This is a genomic window from Streptomyces sp. NPDC030143 (assembly GCF_055573695.1).
On record NZ_JBVIAY010000031.1, the window covers coordinates 39,908 to 61,122 of the forward strand.

At 69.2% G+C, this 21,215-nt stretch carries 16 protein-coding genes and 1 pseudogene; 8 read left to right on the forward strand and 9 right to left on the reverse strand.

The window, feature by feature from the left end; all coding sequences use genetic code 11:
• Window positions 1-44 precede the first annotated feature (44 nt).
• A complete protein-coding gene (locus tag ACZ4YY_RS33645) occupies window positions 45-4,145 on the forward strand; it encodes an nSTAND1 domain-containing NTPase (protein ID WP_468298765.1) in 4,101 nt (1,366 codons plus the stop codon).
• 101 nt (window positions 4,146-4,246) lie between these two features.
• Here ACZ4YY_RS33645 and ACZ4YY_RS33650 read toward each other — a convergent pair whose 3' ends face one another.
• On the reverse strand, window positions 4,247-4,681 hold the full coding sequence (locus ACZ4YY_RS33650) for a hypothetical protein (RefSeq protein WP_468298766.1): 435 nt from the start codon (window positions 4,679-4,681) through the stop codon (window positions 4,247-4,249).
• Between the two features lie 446 nt (window positions 4,682-5,127).
• Here ACZ4YY_RS33650 and ACZ4YY_RS33655 point away from each other — a divergent pair.
• The 7 genes and pseudogenes from ACZ4YY_RS33655 to ACZ4YY_RS33685 form a co-directional block, all read left to right on the forward strand.
• Window positions 5,128-5,328 (forward strand): annotated as a pseudogene (locus tag ACZ4YY_RS33655) (LysR substrate-binding domain-containing protein); the annotation flags it as partial.
• Between the two features lie 73 nt (window positions 5,329-5,401).
• A complete protein-coding gene (locus ACZ4YY_RS33660) occupies window positions 5,402-6,460 on the forward strand; it encodes a tartrate dehydrogenase (protein ID WP_468298767.1) in 1,059 nt (352 codons plus the stop codon).
• Window positions 6,461-6,780: 320 nt separating this feature from the next.
• Window positions 6,781-8,136, forward strand: a complete 1,356-nt coding sequence (locus ACZ4YY_RS33665) for a four-carbon acid sugar kinase family protein (RefSeq protein ID WP_468298768.1) — start codon at window positions 6,781-6,783, stop codon at window positions 8,134-8,136.
• Complete coding sequence (locus ACZ4YY_RS33670; protein ID WP_468298769.1) at window positions 8,136-8,999, forward strand: class II fructose-bisphosphate aldolase; 864 nt, start codon at window positions 8,136-8,138, stop codon at window positions 8,997-8,999. Before ACZ4YY_RS33665 ends, ACZ4YY_RS33670 begins: the two co-directional genes overlap by 1 nt.
• A gap of 161 nt (window positions 9,000-9,160) precedes the next feature.
• Complete coding sequence (locus ACZ4YY_RS33675) at window positions 9,161-9,910, forward strand: aspartate/glutamate racemase family protein (RefSeq protein ID WP_468298770.1); 750 nt, start codon at window positions 9,161-9,163, stop codon at window positions 9,908-9,910.
• A gap of 284 nt (window positions 9,911-10,194) precedes the next feature.
• Window positions 10,195-11,007 carry a 2-oxo-tetronate isomerase gene (gene otnI, locus ACZ4YY_RS33680; RefSeq protein WP_468298771.1) on the forward strand — a complete coding sequence of 271 codons (813 nt, stop codon included), beginning with the start codon at window positions 10,195-10,197 and terminating at the stop codon, window positions 11,005-11,007.
• A gap of 577 nt (window positions 11,008-11,584) precedes the next feature.
• Window positions 11,585-11,938, forward strand: a complete 354-nt coding sequence (locus ACZ4YY_RS33685; protein ID WP_468298772.1) for a cupin domain-containing protein — start codon at window positions 11,585-11,587, stop codon at window positions 11,936-11,938.
• Window positions 11,939-12,197: 259 nt separating this feature from the next.
• Here ACZ4YY_RS33685 and ACZ4YY_RS33690 read toward each other — a convergent pair whose 3' ends face one another.
• The 8 genes from ACZ4YY_RS33690 to solA all read right to left on the reverse strand — a co-directional run bounded on the left by ACZ4YY_RS33690 (window position 12,198) and on the right by solA (window position 21,072).
• Window positions 12,198-13,181, reverse strand: a complete 984-nt coding sequence (locus ACZ4YY_RS33690) for a D-2-hydroxyacid dehydrogenase (protein WP_468298773.1) — start codon at window positions 13,179-13,181, stop codon at window positions 12,198-12,200.
• A gap of 1 nt (window position 13,182) precedes the next feature.
• Window positions 13,183-14,634 carry an NAD-dependent succinate-semialdehyde dehydrogenase gene (locus ACZ4YY_RS33695; RefSeq protein ID WP_468298774.1) on the reverse strand — a complete coding sequence of 484 codons (1,452 nt, stop codon included), beginning with the start codon at window positions 14,632-14,634 and terminating at the stop codon, window positions 13,183-13,185.
• Between the two features lie 40 nt (window positions 14,635-14,674).
• The gene (locus ACZ4YY_RS33700; RefSeq protein ID WP_468298775.1) at window positions 14,675-15,955 is read right to left on the reverse strand and encodes an NAD(P)/FAD-dependent oxidoreductase; all 1,281 of its coding nucleotides are present in this window, start codon (window positions 15,953-15,955) and stop codon (window positions 14,675-14,677) included.
• A 220-nt stretch (window positions 15,956-16,175) separates the two neighbouring features.
• A complete protein-coding gene (locus tag ACZ4YY_RS33705; protein WP_468298776.1) occupies window positions 16,176-16,943 on the reverse strand; it encodes an amino acid ABC transporter ATP-binding protein in 768 nt (255 codons plus the stop codon).
• Entirely contained in the window at window positions 16,940-17,899 is a 960-nt protein-coding gene (locus ACZ4YY_RS33710; RefSeq protein ID WP_468298777.1) for an amino acid ABC transporter permease, read from the reverse strand. Before ACZ4YY_RS33710 ends, ACZ4YY_RS33705 begins: the two co-directional genes overlap by 4 nt.
• Window position 17,900: 1 nt before the next feature.
• Window positions 17,901-18,920 (reverse strand): ABC transporter substrate-binding protein, encoded by a 1,020-nt coding sequence (locus ACZ4YY_RS33715; protein WP_468298778.1) that lies wholly within the window; start codon window positions 18,918-18,920, stop codon window positions 17,901-17,903.
• Window positions 18,921-19,118: 198 nt separating this feature from the next.
• The gene (locus tag ACZ4YY_RS33720; RefSeq protein WP_468298779.1) at window positions 19,119-19,799 is read right to left on the reverse strand and encodes a haloacid dehalogenase type II; all 681 of its coding nucleotides are present in this window, start codon (window positions 19,797-19,799) and stop codon (window positions 19,119-19,121) included.
• A gap of 136 nt (window positions 19,800-19,935) precedes the next feature.
• Entirely contained in the window at window positions 19,936-21,072 is a 1,137-nt protein-coding gene (gene solA / locus ACZ4YY_RS33725) for an N-methyl-L-tryptophan oxidase (RefSeq protein ID WP_468298780.1), read from the reverse strand.
• Window positions 21,073-21,215 lie beyond the last annotated feature (143 nt).

Below are 21,215 nucleotides of genomic sequence, written 5' to 3' on the forward strand. Positions count from 1 at the left end.
GGGGAGGGGCGGACGACGGCACTCTGTCGGACCTGCCCACAGCGGTGGCGCAGATCCTCGGGCCGGACGGAGGCGTGGCGGGGGCAGGCTTCTTGGTGGCCGCGGATGTCGTGGTCACATGTGCGCACGTGGTCCGGGCGGCCGGGTCCGGGGCAGGGGAACTGGTGCGGGTGACCTTCCCACGGGTGACGGGTGCGGACGGACTGGAGGGACGCGTAGAGCAGTGGCGTGCACCCGAGGACGAGGACGTGGCCTTCGTCCGGCTGCGTGAAACGCCACCAGGCACGCGGGTGTTGTCACTGGGCTCCGCCGAGGGATGCGGCGGCCACCGAGTCCGGTCGTTCGGCTTTCCGGCCCAGGCACAGAGGGACGGGCACCTTGGCTTCGGGCAGGTGGGTGATCTGTTGCCGGCCTCGCCGAACACGAGCGCGCTCCTTCAGCTGACCGGAGCCAACGATCTGACGACCGGGTTCAGCGGCGGACCCGTCATGGACGAGGTGACCGGTCTGGTCGTCGGCATGGTCACCGAGATCACAGCCCCCGACGCGTTCGGCAAGGGGCTGAATATTGCGTACGCCACCCCGACCGAAATCCTGCGAGTGCTCCGCCCGGAGCTGGCGGCACAGGACGTCTGCCCCTACCGGGGTCTGGAGCCGTTCACCTTGCAGCATGCCCAGTGGTTCCAGGGGCGTGATGAGGCGCTGCGGCAGGTCCTGGCGAACCTGGCCTTGGGGCGACGGCTGACGCTGCTGCTGGGGCCGTCCGGCTCGGGCAAGTCGTCGTTGATTCAGGCGGGGGTGCTGCGGGCGTTGAGCAAGGGGGAGGTGCCGGGCAGTGACCGGTGGCTGCCGGTGTTGGCGCGGCCCCGGCAGCATCTGCCGACGGAGATCGAGCGAGCCGGGCTGCCGGGGGCAGCGAGTGACGGGATCTCCGCGGCGGTCGCCGACAAGCTGGCGAGCGAGCCCGAATACCAGCGCGTCCTGTTGGTCATCGACCAGTTCGAAGAATTTCTGGTTCAGGGCGCCCGCGGCTGGCCGCAGGACTTGCTGGCCGTCATCGACGACATCACCACGGCGGCCGGCGAGCATGGCCAGCTCAGCGTGATTCTGGTGATGCGCGACGACTTCTACCACCAACTGGCTGCTCTGGTCCCGAAGCTGCTGGCAGCAGCGACGCACGGGCTGCTCAACGTGCCCGGCGCGCTGACCCAGGACGACCTCCACAACATCATCGTGAAGCCCGCGCGGCTCGTTGGACTCCGCTTCCAGCCGGGGCTGCCCGAGCAAATCATCAGTGACGTCCTGGCGAGCAGCCCCGAAGTGACGGAGACCCGCCAGGCTCCGGTCACCGTGCTGCCGCTGTTGGAGTTGACGCTTGACCAGCTGTGGCGCAGGCGGAAGGACGGTTTCCTTACTCATGAGGCATACCGACGCATCGGAGGGTTCACCGGAAGCCTGACCACGTGGTGTGACAGCGTCCTGGGGCAGTTGTCTCCCGGTCAACAGGACATCGCGAGGCGCATCCTCACCTCTCTGGTGCGCCCCGGGGACCGCAGTCGTCGTATCCCTGCCGTCCGCGCGCAGGTGCCCCTCGGCGAGCTACGTGACCTGGCGGTCGGCCCGGACAGGTCACGGGATGGCGACGTCGACGCCGTCATCACTGCTCTCGCTCGCCATCGCATCATCACCACGCAGAGATTCCGCGATCCCCAACTCCCCGACGCGCCCCCGGGCGAGCCGGTGGCGGAGCTGATCCATGACGCGCTCATCCGTGACTGGGGGGCACTGCGGGACTGGATGCGCCGGGATCACGAGTTCCATGAGTGGCTCGATCGCACCCGTGCTCGGCAGGCCCGCTGGGTCGAGGAGCGCGATCCGGGCGACCTGCTCGCGGGGACGGCGCTGGCGGAAGGTGTGGACTGGTCCCGGTCCCGGCAGTGGGGCCTGCCGGACGACATCGCGACGTTCCTTTCCGCCAGCCGGCAGCGCCAAGAAGCGGTTGATCAGCGGCGCAAACGCCTCATCGCTGGGCTGGCCACGTTGCTGGTGCTCGCGCTGCTGGCCGGCGCGGGGGCGTTGTGGCAGTGGCGGACGGCAGTCGCGGAAAGGGAGGCGGTGTTGTCGCGGCAACTGGCCACCCAGTCGGACACGATCAGTACGACGAACCCCGAACTCGCTTCACTTCTGGCTGTCCAGGCGTACCGAACAAGCCCCAGCGCCGAAGCCCTCCACAGCCTTCGAACCGCCTCCTCCCTCCCCCTGCAGCGCCGATTGTCGGGCCACGCTCAAACAGTGGCTGCCGTTGCCTTCAGCCCCGACGGCAAGAGCCTCGCCACCGGTAGTTACGACAACACCGCACGGCTGTGGGACGCGCCCACCGGCAAGACCCGCCACGTCCTGAAGGGACACACCGATCAGGTGAATGCCGTTGCGTTCAGTCCCGACGGCAGTGTTCTCGCGACCGCCGGCCAGGACAAAAAGGTGTGGTTGTGGGAAGTCTCCACCGGCGAGCGCCTCGCCACCCTGTCAGGCCACGAAGGCGGGGTGACCGGGGTGGCGTTCAGCCCCGATGGCAAGACCCTCGCCGCGTCCAGCTACGACACCGTGCAACTGTGGGACCTCGTGGCCCAAAATGCGGGTGCTGTCCTGAGAGGACACACGAACCTCGTGACTTCGGTGGCCTTCAGCCCCGACGGCAAGACCCTCGCCACCGGATGCGGCGACAACACCGCTCGGCTGTGGGACATGGGCACAGGCAAGACCCGCCGCATTCTGAAGCGACACACCCTGCCTGTGAACTCAGTGGCCTTCAGCCCCGACGGCAAGACCCTTGCCACAGGCGGCAACGACTCCATCGTTCTGCTGTGGGACGTGGTCACCGGCAAGCCGGGCCCCGAGATCGCCACCGTCACTGAATCGGTGGCGTTCAGCCCCGACGGCAGAACTCTGGCCACCGGCGGCAGTGGCTACCAGGGGGACTACTCCGTGACGCTGTGGAACGTGAGCACCGCTGCACCGATTCTGTCCCTGACCGGGCACAGCGACCAGGTGCTTCGGACAGCGTTCAGCCCGGACGGCGAAACCCTCGCCAGCGTCGGCCGCGACCACACCGTGCGTCTGTGGAACGTGACTCCCGAGCTCACGGGTACCGCGCTGACAGGGCACACCGATTCGGTGACGTCTGTGGCGTTCAGCCCCGACGGCAAGACCCTCGCCACCGGAAGCGTCGACTCGACCGCACGGCTGTGGAACATGGCCACCGGCAAGACCCGCCCGCCGCTGCGGGGACACTCCAGCCAAGTCAGCTCGGTGGCGTTCAGCCCCGACGGCGCAACCATCGCCACGGCCAGCTTCGACGCGACGGCGCGGCTGTGGGACGCGGCGACGGGCGCCACACGCCACATCCTGGAAGGACACGAGGACACGGTGGATGGGGTGGCGTTCAGCCCCGACGGCAAGACCCTCGCCACCGCCGGCGCCGACCGGACAGTTCGGCTGTGGGACGTGGGCACCGGCAAGATTCGCCGCACCCTGAAGGGACACACCGACCAGGTGCTCTCGGTCGCATACAGCCCAGATGGCAAGGCCCTCGCCACCGGAGGCTATGACTACACGGCCCGTCTGTGGGACGTGCATACGGGCCGCACCCGCCGCATTCTACGGGGGCATAACGGCCGGGTGAGGTCGGTGGCGTTCAGTCCGGACGGCAAGACCCTAGCCACCGGCAGTGGTGACCAGACAGCACGGCTGTGGGACGCGACAACGGGCAACACCCGCACCACCTTGATCGGACACACTCAGGAGGTCTACGCCGTGGCTTTCAGCCCCCACGACGGAGTCCTCGCCACTGCCAGCAGCGACCACACGGCACGACTGTGGGACAGCCGCTCCGGCAAAGCCCGCCTCACACTGACCGGACACTCCCTTCCGGTGGACCATGTGGCCTTCAGCCCCGACGGTCACACGCTCGCCACGGCCAGCCTGGACTTCACCGCGCGGCTGTGGGCTGTCGATCTACCCCAACCCTCCGCGGCGATCCGGAAGATCTGCCGTGCCGTCAACCGCGACCTGACTTCGGAAGAACGAGCAGCCTATCTGCCAGGGCAGTCGGCAGGCCCCGTCTGCCACGCCGCCACTGGCACGTAGGGCTCGGTTGACGCGGGGAGTCCACCCGCAGCGGGACCAGCAGTCCGGGCGTGAACGCCTTCAATTAGGCGAGCAAGACCTCGTGCAGCACTGGTGTGTTCCTACGAACATTGAGATATGTCCATCTCGATATAGGTCAGAGTTTCGCCTCCCCCTTCGGTGGTCAGTTCATCGGGTCCATAAGTGCCGCTCGTTTTCACACTCCATGTTTCCGTATATGGCTCAGGGGGAGTTTGTAGCTCCTCCTTGTTTTCCGATGCCTTCACGGGTGAATACTGGATCTCTTTCCCTTTGACTTCGAAGTCGCCGAGTTCGGTATAGTTGCCTCCTACGTACACGTAGGTCCCATTACCTTCAAATTCCGTGTAAGTTGACTTGTCTTTGCTGAGCCAACTGCCCACCAGTTCCCCAGGCATCTTGACAGGTTGCGCCTCCGCGACCGTGCCACTCGCAGTGATCAGGGCAAAGCTCAAGAGAGCGGCACCCGCACCGTTGCGTATGACTTTTGTTGATCGTTGTATATCGAGGCCGCGCATGGTTGCTCCTGGTGGCGGGGAGGGTGGACTCTTTCTGTCATACTGCACCCGCGCGGAGCGCTCTTGCATCTCGATCTTTTGTTTCTTCTTGCACGGTGCAGCTTCGGGAGGTGCGGCAGTGTGTAATCGAGGTATCGATGGCTGAACTCTCTACTTCAGTTCATCCTTCACATGTCGCAGTATTGCCAAGGCCTTATGGGAAAGGTTCGACAAGGCTTCCCGAGACGTAGCTTTGTGGCGTCGGCCACCCGCGGACAGGTGCGCGAGCCGGCGCATCGTGCGGTTCGTACGCCAGTACGCCGCGACCAGCAGCGTTCGGTCCCCGGACCCCACGGCCAACCCCTTGTGGACCGCGTTACCCGAGCGCCGATGGCCACCAGCTTCGCGAACGCATGCGGGCTCAGCCCGGTGAACCGGGCTATCCAGGTCGACGCGCTGCGGGAGCAGTGCCCCTGGTACTGGCCGGGGTCGGGCTCGCGGTGGTCACGGATTCCTGGCGGGACCTCGCCGGGCGGCTGGGCGTCCGCGTCCTGGACATCGAGCCGGAGACCACCTTGGACATCGCCCTCGTCAGCCGCCGCGGCAGCCTGTCGCCCGCAGCCGCCGCGTTCGTCACGGCCGCGACCTCGGCCACCGCCGACACCTGATAGGCACCGCTTATAAGGGAGATCCGCTTTGCGTCTTGGACGCCCCGCGGACCGCCTTGCTGCAATCGACGGCATGACGACGAACCACCGCATAGCCCTGATCCCCGGTGACGGCATCGGCGCCGAGGTACTGCCCCCGGCACAGCGGGTGCTCGATGTTCTCGGCCGCCGCCACGGCTTCAGCCTGTCCTACACGTCGTACGACTGGTCGTGCGAGCGGTACCTGCGGGAGGGCGCCATGATGCCCGCCGACGGGATCGACCAGCTGCGCGAGGCGGACGCGATCCTGCTGGGCGCGGTGGGGTATCCGGGGGTGCCCGACCATGTCTCGCTGTGGGGGCTGCTGATCCCGATCCGGCGCAGCTTCCGCCAGTACGTCAACCTCCGGCCCATCCGGGTTTTCGAAGGCGTCGACAGTCCGGTGCGCGGCGCCCGGCCGGGCGAGGTCGACATCGTCGTCGTGCGGGAGAACGTTGAGGGCGAGTACAGCGAGATCGGCGGACGGATGAACCGGGGGACACCGCAGGAGCTGGCCGTTCAGGAGGCGGTGTTCACGCGGGCCGGGGTCACCCGGATCGCCGACTACGCGTTCTCGCTCGCCGGGCGCCGCCGGGGGAAGGTCACCTCGGCCACCAAGTCCAACGGCATCATCCACACCATGCCGTTCTGGGACGAGCTGATCGCCGAGCGGGCCGCCGAGCACCCCGGCGTCGCCTGGGACCAGGAGCACATCGACGCCCTGGCCGCCAAGTTCGTCCTCGATCCCGCGCGCTTCGACGTCGTCGTCGCCTCCAACCTCTTCGGTGACATCCTCAGCGACCTCGCGGCCGCCGTCGCCGGATCCATCGGCATCGCCCCGGCGGCCAACCTCAACCCCGAGCGGGACTTCCCCTCGATGTTCGAGCCGGTGCACGGTTCCGCTCCCGACATCGCCGGCCAGGGCATCGCCAACCCGCTGGGGGCGATCGGCTCGGCGGCCCTGATGCTCGACCACCTCGGCCACCCCGAGGCCGCCCGGGACGTCGACGACGCCGTCGCCACGGTCCTGGCCACGTCGGACGTCCGTACCCGCGACCTGGGCGGTACGGCGACCACCGCCGAGTTCACCGAGAAGCTGCTGGAACTCCTCTGAGCGTCCCGGACCTTCGAAAACCGCAGCCGAGTACACCGCCGCACCCGGGACCCAGAGGCGGAACCAGAGACAGCGGGCAGCTGTGAGCCGCGGGTCCCCTCAAGGCCGGCTCCCGTCCCGACCACCCCGAATGCAGCGAGCACCACGTCGCTTTCGAGGTGATCGACGACGACGTCATCGTCACCTGACGCTTCCCCTCGACTACCCGTGACAGTCAGGAATTCGCCATGTCTCCACCCCACCGTGCCCAGACGCGGCCCCTCCCTGAGGCAGCAGTCCTCCAAGGGCTGCCTCCCGTACGTGAGGTAAGCGCCGCGGAAGTGGCCGCCCGCATCTCCGGCGGCCCCCGTCTCGTCGTCCTCGACGACGATCCGACCGGCACCCAGACGGTCGCCGACGTGCCCGTCCTGACGTCCTGGACGGTGGATGACCTGCGCTGGGCGCTGCGCCAGGACAGCGCCGTCTTCTTCGTCCTCACCAACACCCGCAGCCTGTCCCCCGAGGACGCCGCCGCCCGCAACCGCGAGGTCGTCCGCGCCCTGCACGCGGCCGCCGCGGCCGAGGGCACCGGCTACGTCCTGGCCAGCCGCGGCGACTCCACGCTGCGCGGCCACTTCCCGCTGGAGACCGACGTCCTCGCAGAGGAGCTGACGGAGCTGGGCGCAGGTGCTCCGGACGGTGTGGTGGTGGTCCCCGCCTACATCGAGGCGGGCCGGCTGACCGTCGGCTCCCGCCACTGGATGCGGACCGCCGAAGGACTGCTCCCGGTCGGGATGAGCGAGTTCGCCCGCGACGCCACCTTCGGCTACCGCAGCTCGTCGCTGCCCGAGTGGGTCGAGGAGAAGACGGGCGGACGCGTGCCCGCGGACGAGGTCCTGCGCATCACCCTCGACGACCTGCGCGGCGGCGGCCCGGCGCACACGGCGCGGCTGCTGTCCTCGCTGCACGGCGGACGCACGGCCGTGGCCGACGCGGTGTGCGACGACGATCTGCGGGTGCTGGCCCTGGCCCTGGCGCAGGCGGAGGAGAGCGGCACGCGGCTGCTGTACCGGGTCGGGCCGTCCTTCGTCAGGGCCCGCGCCGGACAGGCCGGGCGGGCACCGCTCACCCCGGCCGAGCTGCGCCCGCTGTGCGGCGACGCACCGCACGGTCTCATCGTCGTCGGTTCTCATGTCGCGCTGACGACACGGCAGTTGGACCGGCTGCGGGAGCGGAGCGGGATCGCCGAGTACGAGCTCGACGTGGCCCTGCTGCTCGACGAGGAGCGACGTGACGCCCACATCGCCGAGGTCGCGGCCGCGGCCGCCGGCGCGCTGGACTCGGCCGACGCCGTGATCCGCACCTCTCGCGTGCTGGTGACGGGTGCCGACGCGGACGACAGTCTGGCGATCTCCCGCCGGGTCTCCGCCGCACTCGTTCAGGCCGTGCGCCAGGTCAACGCCTCCCGGCGGCCCGCTTTCGTCGTCGCCAAGGGCGGTATCACCTCCAGCGACACCGCCACCCACGGCCTCCGGATCCGTCGTGCCTGGGCCCGGGGCACGCTGCTGCCGGGCATCGTCTCGCTGTGGGAGCCCGTGGACGGCCCTGCCGCCGGCATCCCCTACATCGTCTTCGCCGGGAACGCCGGGGGCGCCGACGCCCTCGCCGACGCCCTCGACCTGCTCAGGAGTGCCTGATGCTGCTGCGTGGAACCGATGCCCTGAAGGAGGCCGCGGCCGCCGGTCACGCCCTGCCCGGGTTCGTCGCCTACAACCTGGAGACGGTCCAGGGCGTCACGGCCGCCGCCGAGGCCGCCGGACGGCCGGTCATCGTCCAGGCGGGCTCCAGTCCCTTCAAACACGCCGGCCGCGAGGCCCTGATGCGGCTGGCGCTGGACGCCGCCGCACGCTCCACGGCCCCGCTCGGCGTGCACCTCGACCACAGCCGGGACCTGGACGAGATCACGGCCTGCCTGGAGGCGGGCTACACCTCCGTCATGGTCGACGGCTCCCACCTGCCGTTCGCCGAGAACATCGCCTTGACGGAGGAGGCGGTCCGCCGGGCCCGCGACCACGGCGCCTGGGTGGAGGCCGAGCTCGGTGCCCTGCCGGGCGACGAGGACGTCTCCACCGACGCCGTCGCGCAGGCCGCGGCGATGACCGACCCGCAGCAGGCGGCCGAATTCGTGGCCGCGACGGGCGTGGACGCGCTCGCCGTCGCCGTCGGCAACGTCCACGGCTTCACCGCGCACCCGGTCCGCCTGGACCTGGAGCGGCTGGCCGCGATCCACGAGGCCGTACCGGTCCCGCTCGTCCTGCACGGCGCCAGCGGTCTGCCCGTCGAGGAACTGCACGGCGCCCTCGCCCGAGGCGTCGCCAAGGTCAACGTCAACGCCGAACTGCGCCGCGCCTATCTGGAGGCCACCCGCGTGACCCTCCCGTCCGCGTTGCCCGGCTCCGACGTCGTCTCCCTGTGGGCGGCCGGCCGCGACGCGGTCCGGGACGCCGCCCTGGATGTCATCGGCCGCCTGAGCCCCCGCGCCGAAGGGGGAAACGCATGACCCGAACTCAGCCCCGCTGACCTGGACCGCACCACGGCGACGGGCACCAGGCCGTCGTACGCCCCCGGCGGTGCGCGTTGCACGCGGTCCGCACCGCTTCGCCTCGTGCTCTCGGGCCCTCACCGGCACGCGGGCCGATACCTCACCCTGTCGGAGACACCATGTCCACCACTCCCTCGATCGCCGTGCTGCACACCAGTCTGCTGTTCGTCGACCCCGATTCGGTCATCAACGAGTACCTCTCGGAACTCGCGCCGGACGCCAAGGTCCTGCACTTCGTCGACAGCGACGTGCTCGCAGCCGTGGTGCGCGACGGTGGGATCTCACCTGCCAGCACGCAGCGCATGGTGCACTTGGCCCAGGCCGCGGAGGCCGCGGGGGCCGATGTCCTCTTCTCCGCCTGCTCCTCGGTCGGTCCGGCCATCGATGTGGCCCGGCGCCTGGTCTCCGTCCCTATCGTCAAGATCGACGACGCGATGACGGCGTCAGCGGTCGAGACCGCCGACGTCATCGGCGTCCTGGCCACGGTCCCGACGACACTGCCGCCGACCCGTGCCCTCGTCGAGGAGAAGGCCCGGGCGGCCGGCCGCGACATCACCGTCCAGGAGCGGCTCTGCGAGGGCGCCTTCTCGGTGCTGATGTCCGGTGACCGCGACCGCCACGACGCGATGGTGCTGGACGGGGCACGGGCGCTGGCCACCGAGGTCGACGTGATCGTGCTGGCCCAGGCGTCCATGGCACGGCTGGCTCCCGCGATCGCCGAAGCCGTCGGCAAGCCCGTGCTCGCCAGCCCCCGCAGCGGAGCGGAGGACGCGGTGCGTGTGCTGAACGAGCAGGCGGCTGAACCCGTCCATGCCACAGCCAGGTCCTTCGGGACCATGGAACGGCAGGGAGGCTGCGGAGCCGGATAACGGCACCGCACCAGTGCGGTCCGGCTTTGACGGCGCGGTCCACGGTGCTGCGATCTTTTCCGTGCGTGGCGTCGTGGCGGACCGGGCGACCTCCGCCAGACCCCTTTCCTTGCGGATGGCCGCCTGGTTCGGCCTGCTCCGCAATCACCGCCCGCATCTTCCGTCCACGCAGTGAGCACGGCCGGCTCGGACCGGGAGTACGGCTTGTCCCCTGCAACAGCCCTCAAGAAGCAGGTCGTCAACCACTGCCCTTGGCCGTCCCCGGCCGGAACACAGGAGCCAGCATGCCGAGGTTCGCAGCGAACCTGTCCATGATGTACACCGAGCACGATTTCCTCGACCGCTTCGCCGCGGCCTCGGCCGACGGCTTCGAGGCCGTGGAGTACCTCTTCCCCTATGCGTACGACGCCGCCGAGCTGCGCCGCCGTCTCGACGACCACGGCTTGGAGCAGGTGCTCTTCAACGCACCTCCCGGAGCGTGGGAGTCCGGAGAGCGCGGGATGGCGGCACTGCCCGGACGCGAGGCGGAGGTGCGTTCCGGGGTCGACCGGGCGCTGGAGTACGCGGCGGCGCTGGGCTGCCCGCGGGTGCATCTGATGGCCGGGCTGGTCCGGCCGGACGCGCCACCGGTCGAGCGGGCCAAGCACCGTGACACCTACCTGACCAACCTGGCCCGGGCCGCGGAGCGGGCCGCCGCGGCCGGCGTCGACATCCTGATCGAGCCGATCAACGGCCGCGACATGCCCGGGTACTTCCTGAGCACCCAGGCCGAGGCCCACGCCGTCGTTCAGGAGGTGGGAGCCTCGCATCTCAAGGTGCAGTTCGACCTCTACCACTGCCAGATCGTCGAGGGCGACCTCACCGCGACCCTGCGCCGCTACCTGCCCACCGGCCGGGTCGGTCATCTGCAGATCGCGGGCGTGCCCGACCGGGGTGAGCCCGACCGGGGTGAGCTCAACGTCCACCACCTGCTCGACGTGGTCGACGAGCTGGGCTTCGACGGGTGGATCGGCTGCGAGTACCGCCCCCGCGCCGGCACGAGCGAAGGTCTCCGCTGGCTCCACGACTACGGGAGCCACCGAGGGCGTAGCACATGAGGACGTCGACACGGGTGGCATCGGCTTCCTGGCAGGACAGGTCGCCGCCGCACCCCATAGGGGCCCTCGGTGCCGTCCCCGGCCGCACGCCTGACACAACGTCCGAACATCGTGCCCGCAACGGACAGATCACGCGTGGGCTCCGTGCGGGACGTCAGAAATACTCGACGGGCCGGAGCAGTCGCACGCTCCACGCCGCCGGTGCAGGCCGGTTCCAGCATCATGCCCGACACGGTCGATCCGGTGCTTGCCGAGGCCGCCCATCAGGCGCCTTCGGTGATCGGCACGCCGTCACCACCACCATGGCGGCGGAGGACGGACAGCACCACCTCAACGCCTTCGAGCCGATCGTCCGGCCCTTCGTGTCGCTGTTCGTACCCGCATGGTCGCCGGTTTCGAGAGCTGCACCGGCCTGGTGACCGCCCACCCGGACACATCGGTCCACCGCACGAGACCGTGGCGGAAGCCGTCGGGCCCTACTCCGAGATGCGCGATGGGTCTGGCCGAACTCGGCCCGGTGACGCCTGGTATGTCCGCTCCCGATTTTCGTCGTTGTCACATCCACTGGAGGAAAAGCATGTCGCTCCTGAAGACCATCGATCCCAACCCCTCCTTCGCACCCCAGGAGTCCGGCCCGCTGCCGGAACGCCTGATTTCCGGCAACCCGACTTACAAGACCTGGGCCCAGGACTCCGCCCGCGGGGAAACGATCAAAACGGGCGTCTGGGAAGCCACGCCCGGCGAGACGCACTCGATCAAGGGCGAGCTCTTCGAGTTCTGCCACATCCTGTCCGGCGTCATCGAACTCACGCCGGAAGGTGGCGAGCCGGTGGTCTACAAGGCAGGGGACAGCTTTGTCATGAAGCCGGGCTACGTCGGAGTCTGGAAGACCATCGAAACCGTGCGCAAGATCTACCTGACCGTTTCCTAAACCCGGCTCCGCATGCGGTATGGGGCGATGGGGCCGGGCGGTAGCCGCCCGGCCCCATCCTTACTGCTCGGCGTCGCCGCGCAGCAAGCAGGCGGGCGCACGGAGAGTCCCGGATGAGCACCCTGCAGAGCAGCAGCAGGTCAGACGGTTCACTGAGATGTCCGGATCCAGCCAAGGTGCCGCAGGGCAGAGAGAGAAAGGCGAGTAGCACGCGCCCCGGCCGGTAGGAGTCACCGGCCGGGGCGCGTGCTACTCGCCGTCAGGCGGGGAGCGTGTCGCCGACCACGTATCCGCGCCGCTTGTCCACCACGTTGCGCAGCGGCCGGCCCTCGATGTGCCGGGTGAGGTTGTCGAGGAACACCTCGACGAGGGCCTCCCGCTCGCCGGTGGTCTCGCCCGCCGTGTGCGGGGAGATCATCACGCCGGGCATGTTCCACAGGGGAGACTCGGCAGGCAGCGGTTCCTGGGCGAACACGTCCAGGGCTGCGCCGGCGAGCCGTCCGGCGGCGAGGTGGTCGACCAGCGCCTCCTCGTCGACGAGTCCGCCACGGCCTACGTTGATCAGCCGCGCCCCGGGCTTCATGGCGGCGAGCACGGAGGCGTCGACCATGCCCCGGGTGTCCTGGGTGAGGGGTGCGGCCAGGACGACGTAGTCCGCCTCCGTCAGCGCGGAGCGCACGGTCCTCGCACCGTGGACCGTGCCGAAGTCGGGGTCGTCCGTGCTGGCCCTGCGGCCCGCGCCGCACACACGCATCCCCACAGCGCGCAGCAGCCGGGCGATGGTCCGGCCGATCGGCCCCGTCCCCCAGACCAGCACGGTGCGTCCGGTGATGCCGTCACTGGGGCGCGGACGCCACTCGCGGCGCCGCTGGTGCTCCCAGGTGCCGGGGAAGTCCTTGGCGAGGGCGAGGATCAGGCCGAGGACGTATTCGGCGGTCGGCTGTTCGTAGACCCCGCGGGCGTTGGTCAGGACCACGCCCGGATCGTCCACCAGGGCGGGGAAGAGGAAGGAGTCCACTCCCGCCGAGGACGCGTGGACCCAGCGGGGTGCCTTCTCCGGATCGTCGGGCCAGGCCTCGCGGATGGCCGGGGTGATGGTCACCCAGGCCAGGAGGACGTCGGCGCCGGGGAGGAGGTAGGGCAGTTCCTCCTCGGTGGCGTAGACGGTGTCCGCGAGGCGTTCGATGTGTGCGGTGGCGGGGGGCCGGTTGCCGCGGTAGAGGACGACGAGTCGGTCGGGCATGTCAGGCTCCGACGGGGACGGCCATGTACTTGTACTCCAGGAACTCGTCGATGCCGACGCGTCCGCCTTCCCGGCCCAGGCCGGACTGCTTGACGCCGCCGAAGGGCGCGGCGGGGTTGGAGACGAGGCCGGTGTTGATGCCGATCATGCCGCTTTCGAGGCGTTCGGCGACACGCAGGGCGCGGTCGAGGTTCTGGGTGAACAGGTAGGCGGCCAGACCGAATTCGGTGTCGTTGGCGGCGGCGACGGCCTCGTCCTCGGCCTCGAAGGTGCGGATCGCGGCGACGGGGCCGAAGATCTCGTTGTCGATGATCGCGGAGTCGGGGGCGATACCGGTGAGGACGGTGGGCGGGTAGAAGCAGCCAGGCCCTTCGGGGAGTTCACCGCCGGTCAGGACGGTGGCGCCGCGCTTGACGGCGTCGCGGACCAGGTCGTGGGCCTTGCTGCGGCCGGCGATGTCGATGAGGGGGCCGACGTCGGTGCCGGGCTCGGTGCCGGGGCCGACGGTGAGGGCGGCCATGCGGGCGGCGAGGCGGGAGGCGAACTCCTCGGCGACGGAGGTGTGGACGAAGATGCGGTTGGCGGCGCAGCAGGATTCGCCCATGTTGCGCATCTTGGCGACCATGGTGCCTTCGACGGCTGTGTCGAGGTCGGCGTCGTCGAAGACGATGAGGGGGGCGTTGCCGCCCAGTTCGAGGGAGGTGCGCACGACGGTGTCGGCGCACTGGGCGAGCAGGATGCGGCCGACCTGGGTGGAGCCGGTGAAGGAGAGCTTGCGGATCTGCCCGCCGCGCAGCAGGGGTTCGACGACGCCGGCGGCGTCCGTGGTGGTGACGATGTTGAGCACACCGGCCGGCAGACCCGCTTCGGTGAGGATCTCCGCCAGGGCGAGGCTGGACAGGGGCGTCTGGGGGGCGGGTTTGAGGACGATGGTGCAGCCGGCGGCGATGGCGGGGCCGATCTTGCGGGTGCCCATCGCCAGGGGGAAGTTCCAGGGGGTGATGAGCAGGCAGGGGCCGACGGGCTGGCGGGTGACGAGCAGGCGGTTCTTGCCGTCGGGGGCGGTCATCATGCCGCCGTCGATGCGGACGGCTTCCTCGGAGAACCAGCGGAAGAACTCGGCGGCGTAGGCGACCTCGGCACGCGCCTCGGCCAGGGGCTTGCCCATCTCCAGGGTCATCAGCAGCGCGAGGTCCTCGGTGCGCTCGATGATGATGTCGTAGGCGCGGCGCAGGATCTCGCTGCGCACCCGGGGCGGGGTGGCGGCCCAGGCGGCCTGCGCGGCGACCGCCGCCTCGACGGCGCGCCGGCCGTCGGCCGGGGAGGCGTCGGCGACCTGGCACAGTTCCTCGCCGGTGGCCGGGTTGTCCACGGACAGGGTCCGGCCGGACTCCGCGTCCTGCCAGGCACCGCCGATGAACAGCTGCTTGGGAACATCACGGACGACAGTCATCGTGGGTGTCTCCTTGTGCGTAGAGGGGCTGTCGACCGGGTCAGCGGATGCGGTCGAGCGTCTTGTAGTAGGCGCCGGCGAAGGGCAGGAACCAGGCGGTGCCGTTGTAGAGGGGGATGCGGGGCGGGGCGATGTCACGGACGGGGCTGACCTCGGGGTGGCCGTCCATCACCTCGGCCATGACCTGTCCCATGTGCGTGGCCATCTGCACGCCGTGGCCCGCGTATCCCATGGAGTAGTAGACGCCGTCCTCGGTCTGCCCGGCGTGCACGATGCGGTCCATGGCGAAGCCGACGGAGCCGCCCCACACGTACTCGATCTTCGTCCGGGAGAGCTGGGGGAAGATCTCGCACATCTCACGGAACAGGACCGCTCCGCTCTTCTTGTCCGAGGTGGGGTCGGACGGCGCGAAGCGGGCGCGGCCGCCGAACAGCAGCCGGTTGTCCGGGGTGAGCCGGAAGTAGTGGCAGACCTTGTTGGAGTCGACGATGAGGCGGGCCTTGGGGATGATGTCCCGGGCGAGCTCCTCACCGAGCGGCTCGGTCACGATGATGAAGCTGCCCACACACACCTGCTGGCGGCGCAGCCACGGGAAGTTCTTGTCGGTGTAGGCGTCGGTGGCCATCATGACCTGCCCGGCGCGGATCACACCGCGCTCGGTGCTGACCTCGAAGCGGCCGGCGGCGGTACGCCGCACGCCGATGGCCGCGTTGCGCTCGTGGATCTCGACACCGGTGCGCTCACAGGCCTCGGCCATACCGCGCACGAACCGGCCGACGTGCAGTGCGGCGCTGAACGGGTCGAGCAGGCCGCCGTGGTAGACGTCGGAGCCGATCTCGGAACGCAGCTCGGACTTGCCGATCAGTGTGGTCTCGTGTCCGAAGTACTTGGACAGGTCGCGCTGTTGGGCCTTCTTGCTTTCGAAGTGCGCGGGGCGGGACGCGACGCCCAGGCGTCCGACGCGACGGAACTGGCAGTCGATGGACTCCTCGTTCACGAGCCGCTCGACGGTGTTCACGGCCTCGCCGTAGGAGTTGTAGATCTCGCGGGCCCGCTCCAGGCCGTACCGGCGGATGGCCTGGCGCACGCCGATGGTGAAGCCCAGGTTGGCCATGCCGCCGTTGCGGGCGGAGGCACCGGTGCCGATCTGTCCCTTCTCGACGAGCGTGACGCGGGCGCCCTTGCGGGCGGAGTGCAGGGCGGTGGACAGACCCGTCAGGCCGGCGCCGACGACCACCAGATCGGCGTCCTCGGTCAGCGGCTTGCCGGACCGGTCGGGAAACGCCCCAGCGGTTTCTATCCAGTAGGGAATCGTCTTCATGTCGGGTCCTTAGCGGGGAGTTTCGAAGGGGGGCGGCCGGGCGCCACCAGGGGCCCGGCCGACGGCGCTGTCAGCGCTGTGACGGTCGGATCGACGTCGAAGTGGAGGGCGTTGAAGACCGGGACCGGCAAGGTGCGGAAGTCACGTCAGCCGCAGTCGGCCGGCGTCTTCTCCGGACCAGATGCCGGAGCCGCTACCGCGTGTGCGGGCGGAGCCGCTTCTACAGGACTCTTTCGAGGAAGGCCTGGGTTCGTTTCTCGCGGGGGTTGCCCAGGACTTCGCGGGCGTCGCCGCGTTCGACGGCGATGCCTTCGTCCATGAACAGCACTTCGTCGGCGACCTCGCGGGCGAAGCCCATTTCGTGGGTGACGAGCAGCATGGTCATGCCGTTGCCGGCGAGGTCGCGCATGACGGCGAGTACTTCGCCCACGCGTTCGGGGTCCAGTGCGCTGGTGGGTTCGTCGAAGAGCATGATGGTGGGTTCCATCGCCAGCGCCCGGGCGATGGCGACGCGTTGCTGCTGGCCGCCGGAGAGCTGGGCGGGGTACTTGTGGCCGCACCCTTCGAGGCCGACCCTGGCCAGCAGTTCTCGCGCTTGTTCCCGGCAGGCCTCGCGGTTCTTCTTCTGTACCAGTACCGGTCCGGACATGACGTTGCTCTCGGCGGTCATGTTGGGGAACAGGTTGAACTGCTGGAAGACCATGCCGATGCGGGCGCGCTGTTCGGCCAGCCGTTGGGGGCGGACGGCGTGGTAGGCGTGGTCCTTCTCGACGTAGCCGAAGTCCTCTCCGTTGACCTTCAGGACTCCGCGGTCGACGGTCTCCAGGCCGTTGATGCAGCGCAGCAGGGTTGATTTGCCGGAGCCGCTGGGGCCGATGATGCAGGAGATCTCTCCGGCCGCGACGGTCAGGTCGATGTCGCGCAGGACCTGGTGGCGTCCGAAGCTCTTGCACAGTTTGCGTGCGACGATCGTTCCGTCGGCGTTCACAGCAGGGACTCCCTCGTGGTGGGGACGGGCTGGCCGGCCCCGGGCCCGGCCGGGGTGGCGGCCGGGGTCAGCCGCGTCCTGGTCGAGCGGGAGAAGCGGCGCTCGATCATGGACTGCGGCACGCTCAGCACCAGTGTCATGATCAGGTACCAGAGGCTGGCCACGATCAGCAGCGGAATGGTCTGGTAGTTGCGGGCGTAGATCGACTGTGCGCTCTGCAGCAGGTCGGCGACGCCGAGGACGCTCACCAGGGAGGTTTCCTTGAGCATGCCGATCACCTGGTTGCCGGTGGCCGGGATGACCGCCGGCATGGTCTGCGGGATGATCACGTGGCGGAGCTTGGTGAAGCCCGACATGCCCAGGGACTCGGCGGCCTCGTGCTGTCCGCGGCTGACGGAGGCGAACCCGCCGCGGATGATCTCGGACATGTAGGCGGCCTGGTTCAGCGTCAGCCCCACGACGGCCGCGGTCATCGGTGTCATGATCGCGTTCACGTTCACCGGCGTGGAGATGTCGGTGAAGGGGATGCCGATGGAGATGTTCGGGTACAGCGCCGCGATGTTGAACCAGAAGATCAGCTGCACGAGCACCGGGGTGCCGCGGAAGAAGGCGATGTAGAGCTGGGCCAGCCCGGAGACGGGCCGCAGGTGCGACATCCGCATCACGGCCAGAATCAGCCCGAGCAGTGTGCCCAGGGCCATGCTGGCCGCGGTGAGAAGCAGCGTGATCAGCAGGCCGTTGAGGATGGTCTCGGTGGTGAAGTAGCTGAACACCACCGGCCAGCGATAGTTCTCGTTCGTCACCGCGGTCCACACCAGACCGGCGACGATCGCTGTCGCGACGGCCCAGGCGACATAGTCGCGCGGACGTTTCGGCGTGATCCGCTTCTTTTCTTCGGCCAGCAGTTGTGACACCGGTCCGCTCCTGGTCTTCGTACCGATCAGATCCGTGGACATGTCAGTCCTGCGGGACGGCCATGGCCGCGGTCGTGATCCCGAGGTCCTTGAAACCCCAGCGGCCCAGCGCCTCGGCGTACTTGGGGTCGTCGATGATCGACTGGATGGCGGCCTGCACCGCCGGGGTCAGCGGCGAGTCCTTCTTCAGTGCGACGGTCACGGTCTTGGTGGCCACCAGGGGCTTGAGGACCTCGAACGTCTTGGGCTGCTGCGTGGCCGCCCACTCGAGCGCGATGAAGTCGTTCATCACCGCGTCGATCCGCTTGGACACCAGCTGGGTGAGGGCGTCGTTCACGCTGGGCAGGGTCACCGCCTTGATGGCCGGCTTGCCCTTGCTCGTACAGTCCTGCTTGGACAGCTGGGGCAGCCACTGCAGCTCCGCGGTGGTGCCGGAGGCGACAGCCACGCTGTGCCCGCACAGGGTGTGGGTGGTCAGCTTCTGCGGGTTCCCGTAAGGGACGGACACTCCGGTCCCGGACTTGACGTAGTCGACCATGTCGAGCACCGCCAGCCGGTCCTTCGTGGCGCCCATGGTGGAGGCGGTGAAGTCGTACCGGTTGGCCTGCAGGCCGGTGATGATGGTGTCGAACTTGACGTTGTTGATCTGCAGCTTCAGGCCGAGCTTGGCGGCGATCAGCCGGGCCATGTCCGGGTTGAACCCGATCGGGGTCTTGTTGTCCGACGCCATGAACGAGGTGGGCGGGTAGGCCAGGTCCATGGCCACCGAGAACGTGCCCTTGGCCTTCACCGCCGCGGGCAGCAGCTTCACCGCCTTCGCATCCGGCTTCACACCCACCGAGATGTCGTCGGTGTGCTCGGCCGACGCACCGGAACCCCCGCCCTGCGCCGCGCTGTTCGCCCCCACGTTCTGCCCGGTACCGCCCGCCCCGCACGCGGCGAGCGCGAGGGCCAGGGCCGTAGTGACGATCGGGACGCTCACGTGCCTGTTGACCTGCATGGCGGCGGCCAGAGCGCCTGCGGTGCGGAATACGGTTCTGCGGCCTGTCCGGTTGCTTTCCATGGCGGTGCCTCCTGGAGAACGCTGGGGATACGGGGATGCCGGGGATACGGGGAATCCGCGATGCGGGGACGACGTGGGGATCGGACGGGGGGTGGGACGTCGTCAGTCGGCACCCGGAAACGCGCAGGGCTCATGGGCGGCCACGCGAGACCGGGCGCCTGTCGGGATGAAGGTGCTGAGTGAGCGGGGCGTCGCGCGTCAGATGCCGAGCATGGTGTTGAGCTCGTCCAGGGACTTGACGGTCACGTAGTCGTAGCCGTGGGTGACCGGGTCGCAGCCGCGGTCCAGGAGGACGAGGTTGCGGAAGCCCATGTCGTGCATCGGCATCAGGTCGTAGCGGGTGTGCGAGGAGACGTGCACGAAGTCCTCGGGGGACGCGTCGAGCTGGTCGAGCATGTACTCGAACGCGGCGTAGCGGGGCTTGTAGTAGCCGGCCTGCTCCGCGGTGAAGACCGCGTGGAAGTCCGCGCCGAGCCGGGGCACGGTCTCCTCGAGGAAGGCGTCCTCGGCGTTGGAGAGGATCACCAGCTTGTAGTTCTCGCCCATCTTCTTCAGCGGTGCCGGCACGTCCGCGTGCGGGCCCCAGCTGCGCACGCCGTCGGCGAACCGCTTGCCGGCGTCCGGGGCGGCCTTGATGCCCCACTTGCGGCAGACCCCCTCGAAGGCGGCCTGCAGCGTCTGCTCGTAGGGGTAGTACTTGTCCAGGACCGAGTCGTAGCGGTAGCCGCGGAACTCCTTGACGAACTGGTCCCAGTGCTCGGCCGGGATCTGGTCGCCGACGAGCTCCCGCGTGATGGGGGTCATCGGCCACTCGATCAGCGTGCCGTAGCAGTCGAACGAGACGTACTTCGGACGGAACTGGAACGAGGGAATGGGCATGGAAGTGCTCCACTTTCTTGCGGCGGGGAACGGGACAGGGCCAGCGCGAAGCCGTGTTTGACGTGCTCCTGACAGAGACGTCGGGGGTGGGGGGGTGAATGGGTTGGGTGGAGGTGCCGTCGGCGATCGCCGGGGATCAGGCGGCGCCGACTCCTGCCGGAGCGAGGAAATCGACGGGGTGCTCCGTGGCGCCGTCGAGCGCCAGGTCGGCGGCGATCTCTCCCATCGCGGGCGAGAACTTGAAGCCGCTGCCGGAGAACCCGGCCATGACGATGATGTCGTCCTCTCCGGGGAGATGACCGACGAGCGGATTTCCGGACTGGGTGTAGCCCTCCATGTAGGCCGACATCCTGATGGGGTCGGGGTTCAGGTCGGGCATGAGTTCACCGATGAGCTCGCGGAAGACGCCGAGCTCCTCGGGGCGGACCGTACGCTCGAGCCGTCCGGGCTCGGGCACCGGCGCATGGTACTTGAAGGAGAGGCCGAGCTTGACGGAGATGCCGTCGGGCGACGGGATCCCGAAGCAGTCGTGGGGTGTGGCGCGCACGAAGGAAGGGGCCCCGCCCGCGAACCAGTCGTGCCGGGTGGGCAGGTGCCAGGAGCAGACCACCCGGCGTATGTCCACGGTCCGGGGGAGGTCCGGGAGCAGGGTGTTGATCCACGGGCCTACGGTCACCACGGCGGTGTCCACGTGGTCCGTGCCCTGGTCGGTGACGATCCGCACCCCGCCGCCCGCCGCGGGGACGACCTCGCGCACCGTGGTGTAGCGGTGCAGCCGGGCGCCCAGCTGCTCGGCACGGGAGGCGGCCGCCTGGATCGACGCCTCCGGCCTGATGACGGCGCCCAACCGGTCGAGGACCGCGGTGTGCCCGTCCGGGAGCCGGTGCTGCGGGTAGCGACGGGCGAGTTCCTCCCGGTCCAGTACCTCGTGATCCAGCCCCTGGGCGCCACTGGTGGACAGGAGGAGGCGCATGGACGGTGAGGCGGCCTCCCCCATCACGAGGCTGCCGCTGCGGCGTAGCAGCGACCGGCCCGTCTCCGCCTGGAGCTGCTCCCACATCCGGTCCGCCAGCCGCAGCAGCGGAACGTACCCTGGCTCACCGAGGTGGGCGGCCCGGTAGATGCGGCTCTCGCCCCCGGCCGCGCCGCGGTCATGGCCCGGCGCGTACCGGTCGTAGCCGATGACCTCGGCCCCGCGGGCGGCCAGTCGCCACATGGCCTGGCTGCCCATGCTGCCGGCACCGATCACGGCGACGCGCTTCGGGACGCTCATGAGGTCGCTCCTCTCGATGGAGTGGTGGGTGGCAGTCGGGCCCCAGCACTGTGCGGACATCGTGCGGACCTTTCCGGTTCGCGTCCCGCTGGGGATGGCGTTCACTTTCCGCCCGGGGGAACCTGCGGGGCAACCCACACAGT